This window comes from Kitasatospora sp. MAA4 (assembly GCF_029893355.1).
Lineage (GTDB): Bacteria > Actinomycetota > Actinomycetes > Streptomycetales > Streptomycetaceae > Kitasatospora.
This window is the reverse complement of sequence record NZ_JARZAI010000009.1, coordinates 175,135-197,239: the sequence shown is the minus strand read 5'-3', so window position 1 is coordinate 197,239 and position 22,105 is coordinate 175,135. Positions and strand designations below refer to the sequence as shown.

Here is a 22,105-nt window from a genome sequence, read left to right as displayed (position 1 = left end):
ACGTCCCGACGCGGCCGCCCGGATCCCCGGCCGACTCCTGTCAGGCGCCGGAGAGGAGGTCGCGCAGGAGGGCCACGGTGTCGGGGTCGAGGCTGCGGCCGGTGCGGCGGCTGAGGGCGTCCAGGCGGTTGACGGCTTTCAGGAGTTGGTCGCGGGCGCCGGCTGAGGCGTAGGCGTAGAAGAGGTCGCGGTGCAGGAGTTCGACGTCGGGGGCGACGGCGAGGCCGCGGAAGACCGCTGCCTCGGCGCTGCGGTGGTCGCCGTACTGGAGGCGGCGGGCGGCCAGTTCGTGGGCGGTGTCGACGACGGCGGCGAGCATGTCCTGGCGGGCCGCCTCGGCCCAGCCGTACGTGGTGGCCGGGGCCTCGGCGAAGGGGGCGCCGCGGACCAGGGCGAGCGCGTGGGCGAGCGCGGCGTCGGCGGTGGTGCTGGTGCTGCGCATGCCGCGTCGGTAGAGGCTGCGGAACTCGTCCCAGTCGCAGGTCACGGTGGGTGCGAAGGTGCAGCCGTCGGGGCTGTCCGATCGGAGGAAGGCGCGGCCGTCGGGGGCCGCGCCGAACCAGGTGGCCAGTTCCGGCAGTGAGGCGGGCAGGGCCTGGTCGGGGCGGGCATGGTCGCCGGGGTGGAGTGCGCGGTCCACGGCGGCGGGGTCGGCGCCCGGGTTGAGGGCGAGGTAGGCGGCCAGCTCGGTGAGACCGGACAGGGCTGCGGGATCGGCCGGACCGGTGGCGCCGAGGACGTCGACCGGGCCGAGCAGGCGGACCCGGGGCGCGGTGCGGACGGCGTGCGCCTCCGGCGAGCGGAGGATCGCAAGCAGGTCGTCGGCGTCGGTCCGCGCGGTGACCGTGCTGATGGTGGACGGCGTCGGCGCGGGCGTGGCGGGTTCGGGACGGGCGGGCACCCGGGGGTCGCTGGCGCTGGGGGCCGGGGCGGCGCCGTGCATGGGGAGGGGCTCGGGAGTGGGGTCGGGCACGGGGGCGGGCTCGGGCACGGGGGCGGGCTCGGCGGGCGGGGCGAGCTCGAAGGCGGGCTCGAAGGCGGGCTCGGGCGCCGGTTCGGGGGCGGCGGACTCCGGCAGCTGGGCGGTGACCGGGATGACCACCTGTCCGCTGTTGGCCTTCAGGCCGCGGTTGTTGATGCTGTGCCGGGGCGGCGCGTCGAGCGGCAGCCCCGAGAGCGGGCCCGAGGGGGACACGGGCAGGGAAGGTGAGGGAGTGGGCGGCGGTGAGGCCGAGTACGGGTCATTCGGGAAGCCGGCCGAACCGCCGGGCGCGGCCGCCGGGTCGATGGTGGCGAACGGGCTGCTGCCGGTCCCGATCAGCCGGGCGATCAGCCGCGGTCCGGCCTCCGGCACGCCGTCGGGCAGCGACGCCCCGACGAACGGTGCGTCGGCCGCCGAGCCCGGGGCCCCGACTCCCGCCAACACGGGTACGGGCCTGGGCAGATCGGCAGGCTCCAACTCCTCGCCGTCGAACGTCCAGGTGGGCGCGGGCTGTTGCTCCACCGATCCGGACGTGTGCATCAACTCGCTCCAGTGGCCGAATTGTTCGTCGGTCAGCCGCTGGAGTTGCAGCGAGAGGTGGAGTCCGGGCAGGTTCGCCGCGCCGGCGCTCGGCAGGGTCCAGCGGGCCACCGGGCCGGCGCCGCGCTCGGGGGCCCGGGTGACGACGGCCAGGCAGGTGCGCGGACGGCCGTCCAGCAGGCGGCCGAGCTCGGCGGGGACGGCGCCGCTGGGCGGCTGGGCGGAGAGCACGATCTCCGGCACCCAGGCCTCGTCGGCGTGGCCGCGGCTGCGGGCGTCGCGGGGGTGGGCGGCTCCGGCGGCGACCAGCGAGGCCCTGGCCTTCGCGGTGCGCGGGCCGAGCGCCGACAGTGCGGCCTCCAGGTGGGGGTAGCGGTGCACGCGGTCGGCCACGGTGTCGGAGACCGGGAGGTCGTCGGCGAAGCCGATCAGGTGCAGGTTGAGCTTGTCGGCCAGCGGGCTGTGGGCCAGCTCCAGCGCGATGGTGCGCAGCACCCCGCGCGCGTCGTCGGGGTGGCCGCTGAGGTGCAGCAGGCGGACCGTCTCCAGGTCGGCGAGCACGGCCGCGCCGTCGGCGGCGCTGCCGAGCGTGACCAGGGCCGGATAGGGCGCCGGGACCTTGGCGGCCTGCTGGGCGGAGAGCAGGTCGCCGGAGTCGCTGGCACACCACCACACGTTGGCGGCGTGCGCGGCGCGGAACGGCGCGATCGGCACGGCCGGTGCCGCCAGGTGCAGTTCGATGGTGCCGCCGGCGGTCACCCGTACGGCCGCGAGGGCGGGCAGGCGCTTGCCGGTCCGGCTGACGTTGCGGGCCAGGGTGCGCAGCGAACGGTTCAACTGGTCGAGCCCGGTGCCGCTCTGACGAGCCTTCAGCTCCGACTCGAAGGCGGCGGCGGGCGCCGGCGGCATCAGGATCCGGTGCCGGGGACGGCGGGCGCGCTGCTGGATGACGCGCCGGTTGGCCACCGCGCCGATCATCGCGGCGGCGAGCAGCAGGCCGACTCCGGAGGCTTCCAGGGAGGCGGTGTAGTCGCCGCTGGGCGCCTCGGCCTTGGCGCCTCCGGCCTTGGCGGCGGGGTGAGCCTCCGAGCGCGGCGCAGCGGAAGGGTGCGGCGTGGCGGAGGGGTGCGGCGTAACAGAAGGGTGCGGCGCTGCCTCGGGGTTGGCGAGCACCGGCGCGGACGGAGCCGGCGCCGGTGCAGGGGCAGCAGCGGGAGCAGGAGCAGGAGCAGCAGCGCCCCCCGGGACCGTCAGCACCGTCCCCGCCACCACCACGTCCGGGTCCGTCAGCCGCTCTCCGTCCGGCTCCTGCACTCCCTTGTTGGCCGCGAAGAGTTGCGGCCAGTCCTGCGAACTCCCCATCTCCCGCAGCGCGATGGAGGACAGCGTGTCCCCGTCCCAGACCGTCGTCGTGGCGTCGTGCGCGCCTGCGGCCGGCCCGGGTACGGACGCGGCGGGCACAGGCGCGGGCGCCGGGGCGGCGTCCGGCGCCGCGCCGACCGGCATCAGCAGCTGCCAACCCGGCTGGATCGGCCGGTCCGCGTCGAAGCGGGCCCCCGAACCGTCCATCACCCGACCGGCGTTGAGCTTGGTAATCTCCTGCCAGCGTTCACCGGAGCCGAGTTGGCGCTCGGCGATCGACCAGAGACTGTCGGCGGGACGGCTGTCGCGCACCGTGTAGGTGGGCTGCTGCGGGTCCGCGGCGGGCAGCGCGGTCCTGGGCGCGGTCACCGGACCGGCCGTCAGGGCGGCGTACTGCGGCGCGGGCGCGAGCTGTGCCGGAGCCGTCGCGGCGGTCAACTGCCCGGGGGTGGCGGCGAAGGAGGCCCCGGCCACCGGCAGCAGGGCGATCACCGCGCCGACCAGTCCGGCCGCGATCCGCTGGCTCCAGCCGAAGGCCGGCAGCCGCCGGGCGACCCGGCCGCGCAGCTGGGCCGGGATCTCCAGCAGCACGGAGAGTGCGAAGCAGAGCCAGCCGATCCAGCCGATGCCGACCAGCGCCCAGAGGAAGAGCCGCCCGTCGTCGGGCGAGCTGAGCACCTGCCAGAGGTTCCCGCCGGCGGCTCCGCCCATGGCGTCCACCGACGTCGTCCCGTAGTAGAGCAGCGCCGGGACGCCGACCAGCAGGACGGCCAGCACCAGCAGCGCGCCGAGCGCGCCCGGCAGCGAGCGCAACGGGCTGCGCCGGCGCCCCGGCGGCCGGGCGGCGGCGCGCCCGGGGGCGGCGGAGTCGCCCGGACGGCCGGCGGCCTGGGCGCTCGGGCGGGCATGGACCTTGGCTCGTGGCGCGGCCATCAGGCGCCCCCCGCTTTCTCGACTCCGTGCACGAGGGTGGCGGTGCCCTTGCCTTGCACGGACAGGGTGGGTGTGTTGAACAGGCCCAGCAGGGCGGTGTCGTACGTGGTGTCGATGGTGATGGTGATGCTGGCGGAGGGCGGTTGGTCGGGCGGCGGCGGTTCGGCGTGCAGTCCGTACGGCGCGAGGTACGCGTCGGCCGCGGCGTAGGCCGCGGTGGTGTCGATCAGGAAGCCCCGACCGCCGAGCAGCGCGCCCTGGTCGATCTGCTGCCCGCCGACCCGGGCTGCCTCCTGGGCGAGCGCGTCGGCGTTGGCGGTGGCGCGCAGCCGACCGCCGCAGTCCAGCACGATGCCGATGAACAGCAGCATCATCATGGCGCTGAGCGCCACGAAGATCGAGACGGTGCCCGCGTCACGGGCGTCTCGACGGATCCTCACGTTCCCTCCCCCACACGGCGGTGCACTACTGCGACCGGTAGCGGTCGATGACCGATTTGAAGCTTCCGTGCATGTGCACCACACCGCCCGGTAGTACCCCCACCGGGAGCAGATCATTCACCGAAACCGTGCACTCGACGTCCACTTCGACCAGCGTGAGCGGCTGCGCGCCGGGGACCTGGAGCGGAACCTGCCGGGCGTCGACCTGCGGATCGGGGCAGGCGACGCCCTGCTGCTTCAGCGCGTCGGTGACGGCGGCGGCGGCCACCTGCTGCGTCGGAGCGCCGGAGCGGTCCAGCGAGGCGCTGCGCGCTCCGGCGCGCGCGGCGGCGTCCACCGTGCCACCGACCGTCTGCAGCCGCCCGATCGCGACCACCAGGCAGAACAGCAGCACAATGGCCGGCGCCAGCATCGCCGCCTCGATCGCCAGGCTGCCGGCCTGCGCGTCCTGACGCCTGTTCACGACCTCACGCCACGTCATGGCGTCACGTACCGCTCGATCGGCGCCGAGGCGCTCTGGGTGATCTTCAGACCGTCGAAGCCGGGCAGCAGGATCAGCGGGTCGACGCGCACGGTGACGGTCATGTCGGTGGCGGTTCGCACGGGCGTGTCGACCGTCGGCTTCCCGAGCAGGCCGCCGAAGCGGTCCAGGAAGGCCTGGGCGCGGCTGGTCGCGTCCTGGTCGGAGGAGCCGTACGCGCGTCCCGCGTCGACGCCCTCGCGCGCGGCGGTGAGCGCCACGCTGTCGGTGTACCAGAGCAGTGAGCTCTGCGCGACGAGGACGACCAGGAAGAGCACCGCCGGGAAGACGAGCGCGAGACTGATGCTGAGGACCCCGCTGTCGCGCTCCCGGCGGCGCTCCCGGATCACTGCCCGACGCCCGCGGGAATCGTGGAGGGGACCTTGGTCTCGACGGACTTGCCGAGCGAGGTGAGTGCGGCCAGCACCACTCCGGCGATCCCGATCACCACGATGACGATCAGCGCCATCTCCACGCTCAGCGCGCCGCGGTCGCCCTCGGCCCGCGCCGTGCGCGCGCGCCCGGCGTGCACCCGGAGCAGGGCGGTGGCGAGCTGCAGGGTCAGCAGCAGGGGGGCCAGCAGCAGGACTGGCAGAGTACGCAGGGTACGCAGGGTCTTCATGGTCAGCTCTCCCAGATGGACGGAATTCCGATGGGCCGGAATCGAGTTCGGCGTGGACTTCGGAGCACACATGGACTTCAGAACACATGGAGCATTTGGTACAGCGCCGGGTAGACGATCAGGACGGTCATCAGCAGCGTGAGCGCGGCGCCGGGCGCCACCATCTGTTCGCTGTCGGAGCCGGCCTTGGCCAGCTCCGCGGCGAGCAGTTCGTCGCGCAGGCCCTTGGATCGGGCCCGCAGGGTGTCGTACACGGCGGCCCCGTCGGTGCCGGAGAGCCGCATGATGTCGGCGACGTCCTGGAGGGGGGTCAGGCCGAGTTCGTCGGCGAGTCCGTCCAGGCCGTCCCAGGGGGGCAGCCGGTCGGTGGCGGCCCGCTCCAGGGCGTCCCGGATCCGCCGGAAGACGGTGCCCCGGCCGACCGCCGCCGCCCGCCGCATCGCCTCGGCGGGGCCGTGGTCGGAGGCCCGTTCCAGTGCGACGAGTTCGAGGTAGGCCGCGATGCCGTGCAGGTACTCGGTCCTGGCCTCCTTGGCCTCGCTCTCCACGATGGCGTCCGGCAGCAGCCAGCCGCCCACCGCGAGGGCCACGCCGAGCAGCGCGGGCAGGACCGCCGACAGGTTGATCCCGACGAGCGCCGCCATCGCCGAGAGGTAGCCGGGCAGCAGCAGGCCGATCAGCGCGAAGAGCAGCTTGTGCGCCATGAACCGGGCCGGGGTACGGCCGATCAGGGCCAGCGACTGGCGCGGCACCCGCGTGCCCGCGTAGACCAGCGAGCGTCCGCCGAGGCGGTCGTACCAGGTCGCCTCCTCGTCCACCCGCTCCGCGCGGTGCTCGACCGGCGCGCGGTGCAGCCGGTCCAGTGCCTGGCCCAGGTCCGGTGGCGAGGGCCGTAGTTCGGCGACCAGCAGGGCGACTCCGCCGGCGGCGGCGGCGCCGGCCAGCACGGCCCACGGCGAGATCATTGGTACTCCTTCAGGAACGGGAGCTCGGGGTCGGCCTGCACGTCGTCCGACGCGTCCGACGCGGGCAGCGCGCCGACCCGGCTGCGCCGGTCGGGCTCCAACAGCCGTGGCAGCGGCGGGTTCAGGGCCAGTGAGCGCATCCAGGCCAGGACCGCGACAAACAGCGCGGCCAGGATGCCGAGCACCACCTGCCCCTGGTAGGAGCTGTACGGCGCGGTGTAGCGGTCGTTGAAGGAGCCCACCACGATCACGCCGAGGATGATCGTCACCAGCCAGCGGATGGTGGTGCGGTGCTTGGCGCGGTCCGCCTCGATCGCGCGGCGCTGGCGGACCTCCTCGCGGACCGACTCGGCCAGGTCGGAGAGCGCGCGGGCCAGCCCTGGGCCGCTGCCGCCGGCCCGCAGCAGCAGCGCGGCGAGCACCTTGTCGGCGGTGGCGTCCGCCAGGCTGTCGGCGAAGGCGCGCAGCGCGTCCTCGGCCCGCCAGCGGGCCTGCAGCCGGGCGGCCAGCTCCTCGATCTCGGGGGCCAGCGCGGCGGGCGCCGTCTTGCGGCTGCCGAGCAGCGCCTGGTTGAGGCCGACGCCGAGCAGCAGGACGTCGGCGAGCCGCTGGGTCCACTCGGCCAGCGCCTCCAGTCGCACGATCCGCCGGGTGTCGGAGCGGGTGGCGGCGAAGAGCCAGGGCAGGCCGAAGACGGCCAGCGGGACCAGGCCCAGGGTCAGCGGAATCCGGCTGAACAGCCAGGCCAGCGGGGCGCAGACGAGCGTGAGGGCGAGTTGGACGCGGCGGCGCCGGACCATCTGCGGGCTCGGGGTACCTGGCCCGCCGTACCAGAGGACGTGCGCCCGGCCGGCCAGCGGGCCGGGTTCGGCGCGCTCGGCGGCGCGGTTGCCGTTGAGGCCGACGGCGAGGGCGACCAGGCCGCCGGCCAGCAGGAGCCCGCACAGGGCGTAGAGCAGCATCAGCGTGGTCCCTCCGGACGGGTGGTGGCCTGCCAGGTCGGGAGACCACCGATCCGCAACGAGAGCGGTGCACTCCATGTGCCGTACGCGGACTGCAGCAGGCCGGCGTCGAAGCCGGCCCGGCGCAGGTCGTCCAGGCAGTTCGGCGGGGTGTGCGGGACCGCGCGGGGCTCCCCCAGGTCGGGGCGCGGCCCGAAGACGGTGTTCAGCGCCGGGCGGCCCTGCTCGCCCAGGCCGGTGATCTCCATGACGTGCGAGACGAACCGGTGCCGCCGGCCGCCGACCGCCGTCTCGTCGACCATCGACACGTGCACGATCAGGTCGATCGCATTGGCGATCAGCCGGTAGGCGAGGCTGTCGGTCATGTGCGAGCCGTACTCCAGGCAGAGTTCGGCGATCCGGTCGACCACCATCTGCGGGCCACGCGCGTGCAGCGTGCACATCGAGCCGCCCTCGCCGTTGGTCATCACCCGCAGCATCGGGACCACCTCGCCGGAGCGGACCTCGCCGACGATGATCCGCGAGAGCGTCATGCGCAGCGCGGCGGGGATCAGCTCGCCGATCGTCAACTCGCCGGCCACCTTGCCGTCGACGCGCTCGCCGTTGCCCTCGCGGGCCTCCATCGGGACCACCTGGCGCAGGTGGCCCAGGGTGTGCAGCCAGAGCTCGAACTCCGACTCCAGCGTGCCGACCCGCTCGTCCGGCGGGATCTCGGCCGCCATCGCGCGCAGCAGGCTGGTCTTGCCGACGCCCTGGGTGCCGGTGATGATCACGTTCTTCCGGGCCCGGATGGCGGCGGCCAGGAAGGCGGCGATGGTCGGGTCGACGGTGCCCAGCGTCACCAGGTCGGACAGCGTCGCCGAGGCGACCCGGTGGCGGCGGATCGCGACGTACGGGCGCGGGGTCACCTCGGTCATCGCCTGCAGGCGCATGCCGCCCTCCAGGCGCAGCGCCAGGGTCGGGCTGGCGGTGCTCAGACTGCGCTCGCCGCCGCCGTGCTGACGGGCCAGGTCCTGGAGCATCTCGACGAGTTCGGCGTCGCTGTCGGCCACCGGCGGTACCTGGCGCAGCGGTTGGTGGACCCGGGAGATCCAGACGTCGTCGCAGCCGTTGATCAGGATGTTCTCGATCTCCGGGTCGTCCAGGTACGGCTGGAGCCGGCCGGCCCGGAAGAGCAGGTCGTAGACGGCCTCGGAGAGCGCGCGGTCCTGCTCGCGGGTCGGCGGCACGCCGTGGCTCTGGGCGTAGGCGTCGGACCAGCGGGCCACCGCCTCCTCGATCAGCGCCCGGCCGCGCTGGCGGCGGGTGGCGCGGTCCGCGTCCAGTCCGTGACTACCCGTCAGGCGCGAGAGCTGCTGGTGCAGTTCGGCCGCCACCTGGCGCTTGAGCTCGCGGGCCACCTGCTGGTCGACGGGCGGCGCGGTGGCGGCTCCCCAGGGGTCGAGGGCCGGCAGGACGGGCAGGCCGGCCGGCGAGGCGGCGGCGTGCCGCGGCTGGCCCTCGAACGGTGCCTCGAACGGCACCTCGGACCGCGGCTGGGCCCACCGGGGCGGCTGCGGCGGGAACTGGCCGACCGGCTGCGCGGACGGGCGGACCGGGCCCGGGATCACCGGCCCGGCCTGCGCCGGTGCCTGTTCGTGGACGTCGTGGACGGCCGGGTTGGGGGCGATCGGCGACCACGGCAGCCCGGCCGGGTCGCCGACCGGACGCTCGTGCATCGGGCTACCGCGCACGGAGCACCGCCCCCTGGGTCTGCGTATTGTCCTGCTGCGGGCCGTCCTGCTGCGCGCGGAACTGCTCGGGCGCGGCCGGGTGCGGCGCCAGGCCGGCCAGCGGCGGGTACGGCTCGGCGGGCTGCGGCACCACCGCCGCCGGGGAGGCAGGGCGGACCGGACCGGTCCGCACCGGGCCGGTCTGCGGCACGGCGTACGGCTGCTCGCCGTACGGCGCACCCCACGACTGCTCCGGCTCCGGTGCGTACACCTGCCCGGACGGCGCCGCGTACGGCTGCTGCACCTGCGGGGCCTGCTGAACCTGCGGGACCTGCTGTACCTGCACCTGCGGCGGCGCCGGGTACGCGAGCGGGTGGGCCTCCTCCGGCGCGCCCCACCCGTACCCGGCAACCTGCGCGGGCGCAGCGGGCACCGCGCCCGTGGCGGTGAGCCGGGTGCGCCGCCGCTGGACCACCGCCTGGATCCGGTCCGCCGCCGTGCGCGCGGTGCGCATCAGCTCCGAGCGCACGAAGCGCCGGTCCGTGCTGTCCCCGCCGTCCGACAGCACGTGCGCCGTCCGGGCGGCGTGCGGCAGCAGCCCCAGCACCGGCAGCCCGAACTCCCGGGTGATGTCCGCCGCCGGGTAGGGCCCCTCGGTGATCACCAGCAGCCCGAGCGCGTCCGCCCCGGTGCCGGCGGCCGCCAGGTCCTCGCTCAGCGCTGCCAGTCGCGGCCGGGCCGCGCTGAGCCCGCGCAGCGTGCTGCGCAGCGTCACCAGGACGGCGTCGGCCCGCCGCGCGAGCACCGCGCTGGGGCCGGTCGCCCCCGAGCGCCCGAGGTCGAGCAGCACGTCGTAGCCGCGCGCGTCGAGCGCGTGCAGCGCTTCGACCAGCGGCTCCCAGGTGTAGGCGAGCCCGGCGGCCTGGGCCGGGTCGGTCAGGCCGGGCAGCAGCAGCCGCTCGCCGGTGCCGGTGGGCGAGATGTCCACCAGTTGCTCCCAGAGCGCCTCGGCGAGCAGGCCGCGCCGGTCCGCCACGGCGAGGTTGCGCAGCCCGTAGACCGCCTCGACCCGGCCCTCCAGCGCGCCGGCCAGGGCCGCCCCGCCGTCCGGATCGCACTCGACCAGCAGGACCTTGCGGCCGGGCGCCAGCGGCCAGCAGAGCAGCAGGGCCAGGGCGGTGGTGGTGGCTCCGGGGGCGCCGGGACCGCCGACGATCGCGATCACCGCCATCAGGCAGCCCCCCCGCCGGTCCCCGGCGCACCCGAACCCGAGGGCACGGGCGAGGGCGACGGCGATCCGGACGACGCCGTCGCGCGCGGGGCCAGGATCACCTGGAAATGCCCGCCCGCCACCCACGCGGCCAGCGTCGGCCCGTTGCCGGGCGCGATCGCGACGTCGACCACCTGGCTGCCGTCGTTGCCGGCCTTCCCGACGTACGCGACCACCGCGCCCAGCGTCGCCGGAGCCTGCGGGGCCGCGGCGGGCGCACCGGCACCGGCGGCGCCCTGACCCGCCGGCGCCGACAGGTCGGCGGTCAGCACCACGATCACCTGCTGCCCCGGCTCCAGCCCGCCGGCCGGCAGCTGGCTCGGCTTGACCGCGAGGCCCACCACCTGGTCGCTCGGCTTGACCACCAGCGCGCGGGTGAGGTCCGCGGGCAGCAGCAGCGCGCCGCGGTGCAGGTCGGTGGTGGCGCGCTGGCCGATCGCCAGCGACCGGTCGGCGGCGCTCACCGGGTTCAGCACCGGGTCGCCGGCGATCCGCGCCACCACCAGGTCGTCGGCGGTCAGCGGCTGCCCGTACGGGACGTCACGGGCCAGCGCCAGCACGGCGATCCGCTGCCCGCTGCTGTTGTAGAGCACCGCTCCGCCGAGGCCGCCGGCCGCGATCAGCGCCGCGGCCATGGCGATCATCGCCGGTCGCCGTCGCCGGGCCCGCAGCGATCGCGACGGGGTGACCGGGCCGGACGGTCCCCCGCGGCCCGAGCCGGCCGCGCCGGGCGGCTGGTCCTGGCCGAACGCGGGCGTGCCGAGGGTCGGGGACGGGAATGTGCGGTTCTCCACCGGACTTCGGCCTTCCTTGCTGGGGGGCTGTGCCGACTACGGGTACGGGGTGGGCTGTTCGGGTCGACGGGCGCTCGCCGGGGGCAGTCGGCGGCCGTCCGTCGGCCCAGGGGTCAGTTCAGGACTTGCAGTTCGTTCACCTTCAGCGCGAGCGGGTTGCTGGCGACCGTGAGGTCCAGCTCGGGCCAGGCGACCTGGTCGGTGCCGGTGAGGACCGAGGTGATGGCCCAGGACTCGGTCACGGTCAGGTTGTAGCCGGCCGCGGGCGAGGCCCTGGGATACGCCTGGGTGCAGGCGTCCGCGGGCGGGTTCTTCTCCAGGCCCGCCTCGTACGGGTGGCCGGCGCCCTTGCCCGCGCAGGAGAGCATGACCTCCGTGCCGGTCACCGGATCGTGGTAGCCGAGGTCCCACTGCACGTCCGTGAGCACAGCGGTCGCCGTGACCGAGATGCCCGCGAGCGCGGCCGTCTGGGGCTGCGGGCCGGTCACCTCCGCGTTCGGCGTGCCCTTCGGGGCGTCGTACCAGAACCAGACCGGCACCCCGACCAGCGCCGTGCCGACCGGCGCCGTATGCGGCACCGGAGTGACGAACTGGAGCTTCTTGATGGCGATTTGGGCCACCACGCCAGGGTCCGGCGGCGGCGCGGCGGCACCCGGCTCCTTGGCCTCCCAGACCGGGGCCTCGGGGTTGAGGCCGCCCGCCGAGTCCCGGCAGGTCTTGTCGTAGATCGCGCCGGTCTTGGGGTCGTTGCCGGCCCAGGCCGGGTCGCTCGGCGGCGGCTGCGGGTCGCTCTTGCTGTAGTAGCAGCCGTCGGAGGTGTCGAAGAAACCGAGGTCCGGGTCCCAGCACGGCCACTGCTTGCCGTTCCAGGTGCAGGTCTGGGTGCCGCCGGACCCGCCGCTGGAACCCCCGCTGGACCCGCCGCCGCCGGTCCCCGGGCTCTGCCCGGGGCTGGTGACCACGATGCAGACCGACTGGTTGACGCAGGGATTGATCCCCCCCGTCGGGCCGGCCGCCGACGCGGGCAGCGTCGATCCGGCCAGCAGGGCGATCAGTAACAGGAGTTGACCAGGAATTCGGCGAACCGACTTCGACGCTCTCAACATGTCCGGCCTGCCTCGCGATTGAACTCGACGACCATCCAGGTAGTGCCGTTCGTCCGCATCTCGGCACTCGCGACATAGCGTTCCAGGCGCTGCGGCGGATCCTTGATCGAGCCGTCCGCGGCATCGGCCTGGTGCCAGCCGGTGACATCCACGCAGTCCTCGACCACCGCACTCTGCGGAGTGCCGGTGAGATCGAGTTTTGCCACCACCGGTGAATTGACGGGGGTCCCGCTCATCACCAACTTCGCTTCGTGCAGGGAGATCAGGGTCGCCAGCACACCGCTCAACGCCTCACCGGTGGAGTAGACGCGCAGTTGCGCCCCGGTCGAGTCGCTGCGCGCGTCCGCCTGCACCTGCGCCGTCCACCAGGACTGATAGGCCCTCAGCACCACGCGCCCCACCGCTCCCTCGGGCCCGTCGGTGGGCGCTGTCACCCCATCGCCCGAAGAGCCCGACGGCGCCACCACAATCCCACCCGCCGCACTGGGACCGGGAGTTCCGATCCGGGCCGCGACTCCCGCCGGATCAGCGGCGCAACCTGCCGGGAAAAGCGTGAGCAGAGCCACCGCACCGACCCCGACCGCCCTCAGGCGTAACAAAGCCTTGCAACGGCGCATAGCCCCACCTTGCCGCGACTGACCTACAGCTGGGCCAAGTTGGCAGAAAACGTCTGACTGCTGCCTTGGTGCGAGTGAAGACCGATTCTTCGCCAACCCACCCGCCCACGGCAACACCTTGGGCCCCTGACCTTACGCGGAAGGTGGATCCGTTGGGGCACTTTCCCGCCACAGAACAGCCAACAGTTCTTCGGAAACCGACAATCCGGCCAGCGCACCGCGCACGGCGGCCCGATTGCGCATCAACAACCGGCCACCCGAAGGAGGGACAAGCAGTCTCGCCCCGATACCTGACGCCAGTTCACCCCAGGCCAGCTCGGCTGCGACGACGGGATGCAGTTCGGCCGGACCGACGGTGGCCGGCGCCCCGGGAACCCCGCGCTCCAGCACCCGGCCCAGCGCCCAACTGAACGAGCCCTCACCGCCGGGCAGCACCGCGCCCCGGCTTCGGCGCCCGCTCGGGTACGGGCCGACCCGGCCCCAGAGCGGCACCCGGGAGTGCGCGAGCAGCTCGGCCACGCCCTGCTCGCCGTCGACCCCGCCGATCGCGGCCCAGGTCTCCGGGGCCGCCACCGCGTCGACCAGCAGCAGCGCCTGGTCCGCCGCGCCGTGCACCATGGCGCTGACCACCCAGTCCCAGGCCAGGCCGCGCCGGTAGGCGTTGTCCGGGGTGCTGCCGGCGGTGACCAGCGCCAGCCGGCGGCCGCGCTGGTCGGCCGTCAACTGGCCCAGCAGGCAGACCACCAGCCACCGGCCCGGTCTGGCGGCCGCCGCGCGCAGGGCGGTCAGCATGGCGTTCGCGTCGGCGTCCGGCGGCACCAGGGTGACCCGGCAGCCGTGCGAGCCGGTGTCGAAGCAGACCCCGGGGAGTGCCGCGGCCAGCAGCCGGGCGCCGTGCGCGGCCTCCGCGGAGCCGCCGTAGCTGCGCTCCGGACCGCCGTCCGCACCGATCACCACGAGTTCGACGCCACCCGTCATGCCCGCACCCCACTTTGCCGCCGGCCCCTGCCGTACTCTGCCCGCCACACTCTGCCGCACGGCGGTCCACTCGTGGTGACTCTCGACCGGAACAACCTCGATCGGGTCAGCGCCAGCGCCCGGGCCCCGCCGCCAGGTGACCGGCGGGTAGGACTACGCTCCCCCGGACGGGCGGAAGGCCGTCCGCCCGTCCGCAGTCCCCAGCGGCCCTCAGGAGCGCAGTCATGACGACGTTCGCCACCCTCGACGAGCTGACCGCGGCGGTCGGCACCGAGCTCGGTACCAGCCAGTGGCACACGGTGACCCAGGAGCAGGTCGATCTCTTCGCCGAGGCCACCGGTGACCACCAGTGGATCCACACCGACCCGGAGCGCGCCAAGTCCGGCCCGTTCGGCGGGCCGATCGCGCACGGCTACCTGACGCTCTCGCTGATCCCGCTGCTGGCCAAGGAGTGCTACGGCGTCGGCGGCGTCCGGATGGCGGTCAACTACGGCTCCGACAAGGTGCGTTTCCCCGCCCCGGTGCCGGTCGGCAGCGCGGTGCGGGCCACCGCCGAGCTGCTCTCGCTGACCGAGGTGACCGGCGGCAAGCAGGCCGTGGTGCGGTTCACCATCGTGAGCGAGGGCAGTGCCAAGCCGCACTGCGTCGCGGAGACGATCACCCGCTTCTACGTCTGACGGCTCATCGGGGCAGCGCCCCGAACGGAGGGCGCTGCCGGAAATCCAGCGGGCCCGGCGCCAGCGGTACGGGTAGTCTCCCGATGAGATGTCGATCGTACGTCCGGTGTCCCGCTCTTGGAGGTGCCGTGCCCGGCCCCGTCCCCTGGTACTCCCGAGTCTCCGGCCTGCTCTCCACCGGCACCGACCGGCCGCGCGGACTGACCCCCGACACCGCACCCGCCCCGGCCGCCGCCCTGCGCGAGCTGTCGACCGCCGGCTGGCACCGGGTGCGGACGGCCGCCTTCGGTGCCGAGCCCGCCGGCGAGCGCCTGGAGCGGATCCGGCGCAGCCCGCACTTCGTCGACGGCGCCTTCCGCAACCCCGTGCCGACCCGGCGGCTGGTCTACGAGCGCTCGCCGCTGGAGATCACCCGGGCCCAACTGGCCTCCGGCCGCGCCCGCCGGGCGCCCGCCGCCCCGATCCCGCTGCACCCGCTGCGCGCCGCGGACCTCGCGGCGCCGCCCGTCTCCGGGCTGCGGCTGACCTGGCTGGGCCACGCCACCGTACTGGCCGAACTGGACGGCCGCCGGGTGCTCTTCGACCCGGTCTGGGGCGAGCGGTGCTCCCCCTTCCCCGGGATCGGCCCCAAGCGGCTGCACCCGATGCCGATCCGGCTGGCCGACCTCGGGCCGGTCGACGTCGTGGTGATCTCGCACGACCACTACGACCACCTCGACATGACCACCGTGCGCGCCCTGATCGGCAGCGGCGCGCACTTCGCGGCGCCGCTGGGCGTCGGCGCGCACCTGGAGCACTGGGGCGTGCCGGCCGGGCGGATCACCGAACTGGACTGGTGGGAGTCGGCCGAGGTGGCCGGCCTGACGCTGACCGCCACTCCGGCCCGGCACTACTGCTCCCGCGGCCCACGGACCAACCCGAACCTGCTCTGGGCCTCCTGGGCGGTGGCCGGGCCACGGCACCGGGTCTTCCACAGCGGGGACAGCGGCTACTTCCCCGGCTTCGCCGAGATCGGCCGCCGACTGGGCCCGTTCGACGCGACGATGATGCAGATCGGCGCCTACAGCGACTTCTGGCCCGAGGTGCACATGACCCCGGAGGAGGGCGTCCGGGCCCACCTGGACGCCGCCGGCGCGCTGCTGCTGCCGATCCACTGGTGCACCTTCAACCTGGCGCCGCACCCGTGGGAGGAGCCCGTCGAGCGGACCCTGACCGCCGCCCTGCGGCTCGGCGCCACCCTCGCCGTGCCGCTCCCGGGGGCGCCTTTCGAACCGGCCGACGCACCCGAGCCGACGCCCTGGTGGCGCACGGTGGCCGTCCCGGCCGGCGACGTCCGTCCCAGCGCCCCCACCCCGGTCACCACCCACGCGGCCCAGGATCCCCAGCAGGTGGAACCTGTTGCAGAAACGCGCTGGTAACCCAGCTCACAGTGCACCCGGCGGGCTTCTGCCACTATGAGCGGATGACAGAAGCAACAGCGGCGGAGCAGCAGTCCGAACCCCTGGCCCTGAGATCCTTCACGGACCTGCTCCGGATCGAGGAGTTGGACAAGAACCTGTTCCGGGGCAGCTGCCACGCCGGCGCGCCGCTGCGGGCGTTCGGCGGCCAGGTGGCCGCCCAGGCGCTGACCGCCGGCGGGCGCACCCTGGAGACCGAGCGCTCGGTGCACTCGCTGCACGGCTACTTCCTGCGCCCCGGCGATCCGACCCGCCCGATCGTCTACGAGGTGGAGCGGATCCGCGACGGGCTCTCCTACGCCACCCGGCGCGTGACGGCGGTCCAGCGGGGCGAGGCGATCTTCACGCTCTCCGCCTCCTTCAAGCGCGCCGAGGAGTCGACCGACCGCCGGCCCACCATGCCGCAGGTGCCCGGCCCCGAGGAGCTGCCCAACCCGTTCCAGGCCCGCGAGGAGGCCGAGGCGGCGGACCCGAGCACCGCCTCGGGCTTCCACTCGCTGGACATCCGGTTCATCCCGGACGACGCACCGGGCGTGCCGCCGGAGATCCCGGGCGTGCCGCAGCAGTTCGTCTGGCTGCGCAGCCGCTCGCCGCTGCCGGCCGACGACCAGCTGCTCCAGGTCTGCGCGCTGACCTACCTCTCGGACCTGACGCTGGCCTCCACCACCGCGCTGCACCTCCAGCGGCCCCGGCTCCAGCGCACCGAGCCGCCGGCCACCACGGTGACGCTGGCCTCGCTGGACCACGCGATGTGGTTCCACCGCCCGTTCCGCGCCGACCAGTGGCTGCTCTTCGCCCAGCGCAGCCCGTCGGCGGCGGACGGCCGGGGGCTGGCCCTGGGCGAGTTCTACGACCGGAACGGCGTCCTGGTGGCCTCGGCCGTCCAGGAGACCCTGCTGCGCGAGCGCCGGCTGAGCTGAGCCGTCGAGCTGAGCGCTCCGGCGGGCGCGAGCACGTCACCCAGGCGTCATACTCACGCCACCGGGCGGCCCGTATCATGGTGCGGGTGACCAGTGTTGACCTGTCACCCCGTCCGATCGAGGCGATGTCGCCCCGCCAGCTGGAACGCCGCCGGAGCCTGATCGCGGCCGCGCTCGCCCTGGTGAACGAGACCGGCGTCGAGAAGCTCCAGATGAAACAGGTCTGCGAGCGCTCGGGAGTGGCCCTGGGGACGGCCTACCGCTACTTCTCCTCCAAGGAGCACCTGCTCGCCACCGCCATCGCCGAATGGCACCGGCTGCTGCTCGTCGATCTGGCCTGCGAACCGCGCGGCCTGCCCGGTCCGCAGGCGCCGCCCGGGCCCGCGGACCGGATGCTCCGCTTCGTGCGCAACGGCATGCGGGCCTACCAGCGCCAGCCCGAGCTGGCCCGGCTGCGGGTGAGCGTGGCGGCCTCCACCGACCCGTTCGCCAGCGAGGCACTGCAGGGCATGGCGCGGGCCGACGCGCTGGCGCTGCAGGCGGTGATGGTCGAGGTGCCGCCGACCGAGAGCGCCCTGGTGAGCCAGATCGTGGCGCACGCCTGGCAGGGCGAGCTGACCGCCTGGGTGACGGGCCGGGCCACCCTGGGCGATGCCCGGCGGCGGCTGGAGGACGTGGTGCGCCTGGTGCTGGCGCCGTACGGGACGGCCTGAGGCGGCCGGGTAGCGACACGCTCCCCCGGGCGGGTGAATTCGACGGCTCGTCAGCCACCGTGCGGGGCGCCGGTGGCACGGCCAACTCCCTTGCCGTGCCCGGGCCGACGCCCCGACCATCGGATATGACCGAGAGCTACCGAGCATTACAGACAGTCAGATGAGTGGCATGCTGACAGCCGCCCGCTGTCCCGCTTCCCGCTCCGAAGGCCCACCAGCATGTCCGTCCAGACGGTCAGCGCACCCCCCGCCACTCGCCCGCTCCGCACCCCCGGCCGGCGCGGCCAGGCCACCGACCGGGCGCTGCGCGCCCGCCTGGTGCCGATCACCCTGTTCGCCTGTGTGATCGGCTGCGCGCTGCACACTCCGGTGACGTTCCTGCGGCACAGCCACCCGCTGCCGGGCGTCACCCCGCCGATGCTGATGCTGGTCACAGCGATGTTCATCGGCGGTTTCGAGGTCCAGCTGGTCGATCTGGCGCGGGTGATGCTGCGGCCCGGACTGCTGCTGGCCGGCCTGGCCGTCGCCCTGGTGCTGCGGATGGTGGTGCTGCTGGGCGCCGAACGGGCGGCCGACTGCTGGCCCGAGCAGCACCAGGCGCTCTGGCTGGTGGTCGGGCTCTCGCTGACCGCGACCATGCCGGTGGCGGGTGCCGCGCAGACCTGGGGCGCCAAGGCTCAGGCGGACGTCCCGCTCAGCCTCGGCCTGGTCCTGGCGACCACCCTGCTCAGCCCGCTCACCGTGCCGCTCGGCCTGGCCCTGGCGGAGGAGCCGGAGAACACCGGCCCGCGCGAGATCCTGGACACCCTGGCCCACGCGGACGCCACCTGCCGGTTCATGATCGTCTGGGTGGCGCTGCCCTGTCTGGCCGGCCTGCTGGCCCGCCGGTTGACCGGACGGCTGGGCGGCGGGCGCCCGCGCGCCGCCGCGCTGCCCTGGCTGCGCCTGCTCGGCCTGCTCAACGCGCTCGGCCTGACCTGCCTCAACGCCGCCGGAGTCTTCGGCGAGATCGCGCTGCGGCCCAACCCGGACCTGGTCGGGCTCGCCCTGGTGGCCGGCGCCGGGATCTGCGCGGCGCCGTTCCTGGTCGGCTGGTGCGCCTGGTTCGCCGCCCGGCGGGCCCACCCGGGCCCGGGCGAGGCGGCCGCGCTGACCCTGGCCACCGGCATGAACAACACCAGCGCAGCGGCCGCGCTGGCCGGCAGCCAGTTCGGCGGGCATCCCGCCGTACTGCTGCCGATCTTCTTCTACGGCCTGGCGCAGCAGCTGCTCGCCGCGGCCGTCCCCGCCGTTCTCCGCCCGCGCCCACGCCGCTGACCTGCGCATCTTCCAAGCAGCGGCGATGTCCCGTTTCGCCTTGTGAGACGGGTGCGGCGTTCACCCCTGTGTAGTCATCGTTTAACACCCGACTGGAATGCTCGCCACCATGGACGACCGACTGTCACCCTCCTACGGGCCGCTGGGGCCCGCCGCCGCTCCCGGCGCTCCGGACGCTCCCCGTCCGGACGGCCCCGACGGCTCCCCGCGCTTCCCGCTTCCGCAGCGCCACCGCCGCTTCCTCGCCTGCGCGGCGGTGGCGGCCTCCGTCGCGCTCGGCACGCTCGGCGTGGGTGCGACCGTCGAGACCGTGCAGCAGGGGACCGTCGCGGCCGCCATCGGCTCGCACTGAACTCCCGTCAGGACAGCTCTTCGCGGCGGGAGTGCCGACCGGTGCCGGGCACCGGCCGCAGCTCGGCCTGAGCGGCGTACCGGGCGGCCGGGGCCAGCAGCATCCAGCCCCCCGCCGACCGCCCGCGCGGGCCTGCTGCCTCCTCGGACCCGTCGCCGTGCACCCGCTGTTCGAGCGGCGCGATCAGCCGCATCCGGTGCAGCAGGTCCAGCACCTCGCGGCGGAACGCGGCACGGTCCGCGAGGTGGTCCCGGCCCCAGCCGGCCGCCGCGCCGTACTCGTCGGCGACGTCGCCCAGGGTGCCGTCTATCAGCGCCTCGGGGATCGGCACCCCGGTGACGGCCGGCACCCCGGCGCCGTCGGCCGCGGGGTCGGGCAGCGGGCGCAGCTGGTCGACCAGGTGCTCCACCAGCAGCAGCGCGGCGTGGGCCGGCGCGGCGGCGGAGGGCAGCCGAAGATCCGTCAGCTCGCCGGCCGGGTCGAGCAGGGCGACGCCCTCGCTCCGGATCTCCGCCGTCAGGCCCAGGAACTCCGCGAAGGTCTCCGCCTCGCACCGGCGCGACTCCCAGAGCCACTCCCGCTCCAGCGCGGTCAGCTCGCAGAGCAGCACCACGGGCGTCTCGGCCAGCCGGCGGCGCACGGCCACCGGGACGTCGACGGCCGGCTCGCCCGCCGCCGCGCCGACCGGCTCGGCCGGGACCGCGCCCAGCACCGCCGCGAGCTCCCGGTCGACCGCCAGCACGCCGTCCGGTCCCTGCCCGGTCGGGGTCAGAACCTGCCACCTGGTCAGCAGCGCGAGCGCCGCCGACACCGCCGCCGGGCCGATGCCCGCCGGACCCACCACCGGGCCGATGCCGGCCGCACCGGCGGCGACCGCGATCACCTCGGCGAGCTGCCCGGCCGGCCGGCTGTCCGGTCCGGTCGGCAGGACGGAGAGGGCCAGCGCCAGCGCCGCGTACGTCTCGGGCCGGCAGGGGACGCCGTCCAGGTCGAGCCGGCGCAGCGCTCCCGGGCCGATGCCCGCCTTGTGCAGCCGGGCGAAGCCCGCGGTGACCACCAGCGGATAGCCGAGCAGCCGCTCGAAGCGCTCGGCCAGCCAGTCGGCGTGGCGCCGGATCAGCGCGAAGGCCTCCGCGTGCGGGCCGGTGGCGGTGACCAGCGGGTGGGCGAGCAGCATCCGGGCGGCGACCCGGCGTTCGACGCCGAGGGCCGGGTCCGGCGGCTCCTCGGCCGCGCCCGGCCGCTCGGCGGCGAGGGAGGCGAGCGCGGCGAGCCGCAGCTCCGGCTTGCGGTGGCGGCCCGGGTTCAGCCGGTCGGCGCCCGGCAGGTCCGCAGCGGGCGCGGCCGGACGGCGGCGGGCCCGACGGGCCTGCACCGGCAGGAGGCAGGCCAGGTCGACCGGCCGGTGCACGGTGGGACCGTGCCACCAGCTGACCCGGCCGAGGTCGGCGGCGTCCGGCGCGGGGGCGATGCCGAAGTGCCGGGCGCCGTAGAGACCGAAGACGGCCGCGAAGAGGTCGTGGGCCTGCTGCTCGTCCGCCCGGGCGAACCGCCGGGCGAGCTGCACGAGGTCGCGGGCGGACTCGCGCGCCGCGCCATGGTTCGACTCGGCTGCCCGCCGGCCGAGCGGTCCGGTGGAGCCTGGCTCGGCGAGGGTCGACGGCAGCGGATCCGGGACAGGTTCAGGGCCCGGATCAGGCTGGAGCAACGTCAGGACATCCCCCACAGCGTCGACTTCGGTCAGCGCGATGCTCCACGGCCCGGCAGGCGCGCCCGCGCGAGCGGACAGGTCGGTTCCGCCCAGCCCTCCGCCCCCGTTCACGTGCCCCTCCGCCGTGCCGCCGGGCGACCCGCTCACGCCCGGCATGTCCGTCCCGCTCCACCATGTCGGGGAACAGCCTAGTTGACGACCTTCGCGGGCTCGGGACCTCCTGGGCAGAAAGGAGCTACGCGTGGGTAACAACCCTTTCGCTGGCCCTTCGCCGTCGCCTAGGGTGCCGCTCATGCCCAACCTGCTGCTGAACAGCCTGTCCACCCGAACCGCCACCGCCGCAACGGCAGCGACCGCAACGACTGCCGGGAGGTTGGCCGGACGGGCCCGCGGCCTGCTGGGCGCCTTCGCGGCCACCTCCGCCGCGCACCTGGGCTCACTCCTGACGGACACCAAGGCGCTCGAGCTGGCCACCAAGCCGGCCCTGATGCCGCTGCTCGCCGCCCATGTGCTGAGCACCCGCGTGCCGAGGCGCACCGGGCTGAACTCAGCGGCAGCCCCCGCCCCCGCACCCGCCCGGCGGCCGGCCCAGCTGCTGGCCCCGGCGCTGCTGGCCAGCGCGGTCGGCGACACCCTGCTGCAGTTCGACAGCGAGGGCGCCTTCCTGGCCGGCATGGGCTCGTTCGCGGCGGCGCACGTCTGCTACGTCGCGATGTTCGCCAAGCAGGGCGCGCTGACCGACCGGCGGCGCACCGCGCTGGTCTCCGCGGCGTACGCGGCGGCCTGGGCGGTGATGATCAGCCAGCTCTGGCCGGGCCTCGGCGACCTGAAGATCCCGGTGGCCGGCTACAGCCTGCTGCTCGCCTCCACCGCCGTGACCTCGGCGGGCCTGGGCCTGCGGGCCGGGCTCGGCGGCGGGCTCTTCCTGCTCTCGGACACCCTGATCGCCACCCGGATCGCCGGCTGGCGCGAGCTGCCGGGCCACGAGTTCTGGATCATGTCGACCTACGTCGCCGCCCAGTACCTGCTGGCCACCGCCGCCCTCAGGGCCGAGGAGGAGGCGGAGGCAGCGCAGGCGTAGGTGACCGCCCCCGGGTCCTTGATCGTGTGCGCGTTCGGCTGACGCGGCGCCAACCCCTTGTCTAAGTTGACGGT

21 protein-coding genes are annotated in these 22,105 nt (G+C 74.9%); 7 read left to right on the top strand and 14 right to left on the bottom strand.

What is annotated here, in order from left to right:
• Positions 1-40: 40 nt before the first annotated feature.
• The 13 genes from P3T37_RS14930 to P3T37_RS14870 all read right to left on the bottom strand — a co-directional run bounded on the left by P3T37_RS14930 (position 41) and on the right by P3T37_RS14870 (position 13,803).
• Positions 41-3,817, bottom strand: a complete 3,777-nt coding sequence (locus P3T37_RS14930) for a BTAD domain-containing putative transcriptional regulator (RefSeq protein ID WP_280724095.1) — start codon at positions 3,815-3,817, stop codon at positions 41-43.
• Positions 3,817-4,257 carry a hypothetical protein gene (locus tag P3T37_RS14925; protein WP_280724094.1) on the bottom strand — a complete coding sequence of 147 codons (441 nt, stop codon included), beginning with the start codon at positions 4,255-4,257 and terminating at the stop codon, positions 3,817-3,819. The genes P3T37_RS14930 and P3T37_RS14925 overlap by 1 nt, the downstream gene beginning before the upstream one ends.
• Before the next feature lie 25 nt (positions 4,258-4,282).
• Complete coding sequence (locus P3T37_RS14920) at positions 4,283-4,720, bottom strand: TadE/TadG family type IV pilus assembly protein (RefSeq protein ID WP_280724093.1); 438 nt, start codon at positions 4,718-4,720, stop codon at positions 4,283-4,285.
• 14 nt (positions 4,721-4,734) lie between these two features.
• A complete protein-coding gene (locus tag P3T37_RS14915; RefSeq protein ID WP_280724092.1) occupies positions 4,735-5,127 on the bottom strand; it encodes a pilus assembly protein in 393 nt (130 codons plus the stop codon).
• A complete protein-coding gene (locus P3T37_RS14910) occupies positions 5,124-5,399 on the bottom strand; it encodes a hypothetical protein (protein ID WP_280724091.1) in 276 nt (91 codons plus the stop codon). The genes P3T37_RS14915 and P3T37_RS14910 overlap by 4 nt, the downstream gene beginning before the upstream one ends.
• Before the next feature lie 77 nt (positions 5,400-5,476).
• Positions 5,477-6,364 carry a hypothetical protein gene (locus tag P3T37_RS14905; RefSeq protein WP_280724090.1) on the bottom strand — a complete coding sequence of 296 codons (888 nt, stop codon included), beginning with the start codon at positions 6,362-6,364 and terminating at the stop codon, positions 5,477-5,479.
• Positions 6,361-7,326, bottom strand: coding sequence for a type II secretion system F family protein (locus tag P3T37_RS14900; RefSeq protein ID WP_280724089.1), 966 nt, complete (start codon positions 7,324-7,326; stop codon positions 6,361-6,363). The genes P3T37_RS14905 and P3T37_RS14900 overlap by 4 nt, the downstream gene beginning before the upstream one ends.
• Positions 7,326-9,044 (bottom strand): ATPase, T2SS/T4P/T4SS family, encoded by a 1,719-nt coding sequence (locus tag P3T37_RS14895; RefSeq protein ID WP_280724088.1) that lies wholly within the window; start codon positions 9,042-9,044, stop codon positions 7,326-7,328. The genes P3T37_RS14900 and P3T37_RS14895 overlap by 1 nt, the downstream gene beginning before the upstream one ends.
• A gap of 4 nt (positions 9,045-9,048) precedes the next feature.
• Positions 9,049-10,269: a hypothetical protein gene (locus P3T37_RS14890; protein ID WP_280724087.1), complete on the bottom strand. Its 1,221-nt coding sequence runs from the start codon at positions 10,267-10,269 to the stop codon at positions 9,049-9,051.
• Entirely contained in the window at positions 10,269-11,102 is an 834-nt protein-coding gene (locus P3T37_RS14885; protein WP_280724086.1) for an SAF domain-containing protein, read from the bottom strand. Before P3T37_RS14885 ends, P3T37_RS14890 begins: the two co-directional genes overlap by 1 nt.
• Before the next feature lie 113 nt (positions 11,103-11,215).
• Entirely contained in the window at positions 11,216-12,208 is a 993-nt protein-coding gene (locus tag P3T37_RS14880; RefSeq protein WP_280724085.1) for a hypothetical protein, read from the bottom strand.
• Entirely contained in the window at positions 12,202-12,600 is a 399-nt protein-coding gene (locus P3T37_RS14875; RefSeq protein WP_280724084.1) for a hypothetical protein, read from the bottom strand. The genes P3T37_RS14880 and P3T37_RS14875 overlap by 7 nt, the downstream gene beginning before the upstream one ends.
• 357 nt (positions 12,601-12,957) lie before the next feature.
• Positions 12,958-13,803, bottom strand: a complete 846-nt coding sequence (locus tag P3T37_RS14870) for a hypothetical protein (RefSeq protein ID WP_280724083.1) — start codon at positions 13,801-13,803, stop codon at positions 12,958-12,960.
• Positions 13,804-14,027: 224 nt separating this feature from the next.
• Here P3T37_RS14870 and P3T37_RS14865 point away from each other — a divergent pair, with 224 nt between their 5' ends.
• From P3T37_RS14865 to P3T37_RS14840, 6 genes are all read left to right on the top strand, one after another.
• The gene (locus P3T37_RS14865; RefSeq protein ID WP_280724082.1) at positions 14,028-14,480 is read left to right on the top strand and encodes a MaoC family dehydratase; all 453 of its coding nucleotides are present in this window, start codon (positions 14,028-14,030) and stop codon (positions 14,478-14,480) included.
• 236 nt (positions 14,481-14,716) lie between these two features.
• Entirely contained in the window at positions 14,717-15,898 is a 1,182-nt protein-coding gene (locus tag P3T37_RS14860) for an MBL fold metallo-hydrolase (protein WP_280724170.1), read from the top strand.
• 44 nt (positions 15,899-15,942) lie between these two features.
• Positions 15,943-16,857 carry an acyl-CoA thioesterase II gene (locus P3T37_RS14855; protein WP_280724081.1) on the top strand — a complete coding sequence of 305 codons (915 nt, stop codon included), beginning with the start codon at positions 15,943-15,945 and terminating at the stop codon, positions 16,855-16,857.
• Between the two features lie 86 nt (positions 16,858-16,943).
• Positions 16,944-17,570 carry a TetR/AcrR family transcriptional regulator gene (locus P3T37_RS14850; RefSeq protein WP_280724080.1) on the top strand — a complete coding sequence of 209 codons (627 nt, stop codon included), beginning with the start codon at positions 16,944-16,946 and terminating at the stop codon, positions 17,568-17,570.
• Between the two features lie 219 nt (positions 17,571-17,789).
• On the top strand, positions 17,790-18,887 hold the full coding sequence (locus tag P3T37_RS14845) for a hypothetical protein (RefSeq protein WP_280724079.1): 1,098 nt from the start codon (positions 17,790-17,792) through the stop codon (positions 18,885-18,887).
• Between the two features lie 109 nt (positions 18,888-18,996).
• A complete protein-coding gene (locus P3T37_RS14840; protein ID WP_280724078.1) occupies positions 18,997-19,239 on the top strand; it encodes a hypothetical protein in 243 nt (80 codons plus the stop codon).
• 7 nt (positions 19,240-19,246) lie between these two features.
• On the opposite strand, the gene P3T37_RS14835 is transcribed toward P3T37_RS14840, so the two are convergent.
• Positions 19,247-21,106 carry a DUF2398 family protein gene (locus P3T37_RS14835; RefSeq protein ID WP_280724077.1) on the bottom strand — a complete coding sequence of 620 codons (1,860 nt, stop codon included), beginning with the start codon at positions 21,104-21,106 and terminating at the stop codon, positions 19,247-19,249.
• Positions 21,107-21,242: 136 nt separating this feature from the next.
• On the opposite strand from P3T37_RS14835, the gene P3T37_RS14830 reads away from it, so the two are divergent.
• Positions 21,243-22,031 carry a lysoplasmalogenase gene (locus P3T37_RS14830; protein WP_280724076.1) on the top strand — a complete coding sequence of 263 codons (789 nt, stop codon included), beginning with the start codon at positions 21,243-21,245 and terminating at the stop codon, positions 22,029-22,031.
• Positions 22,032-22,105: the final 74 nt, after the last annotated feature.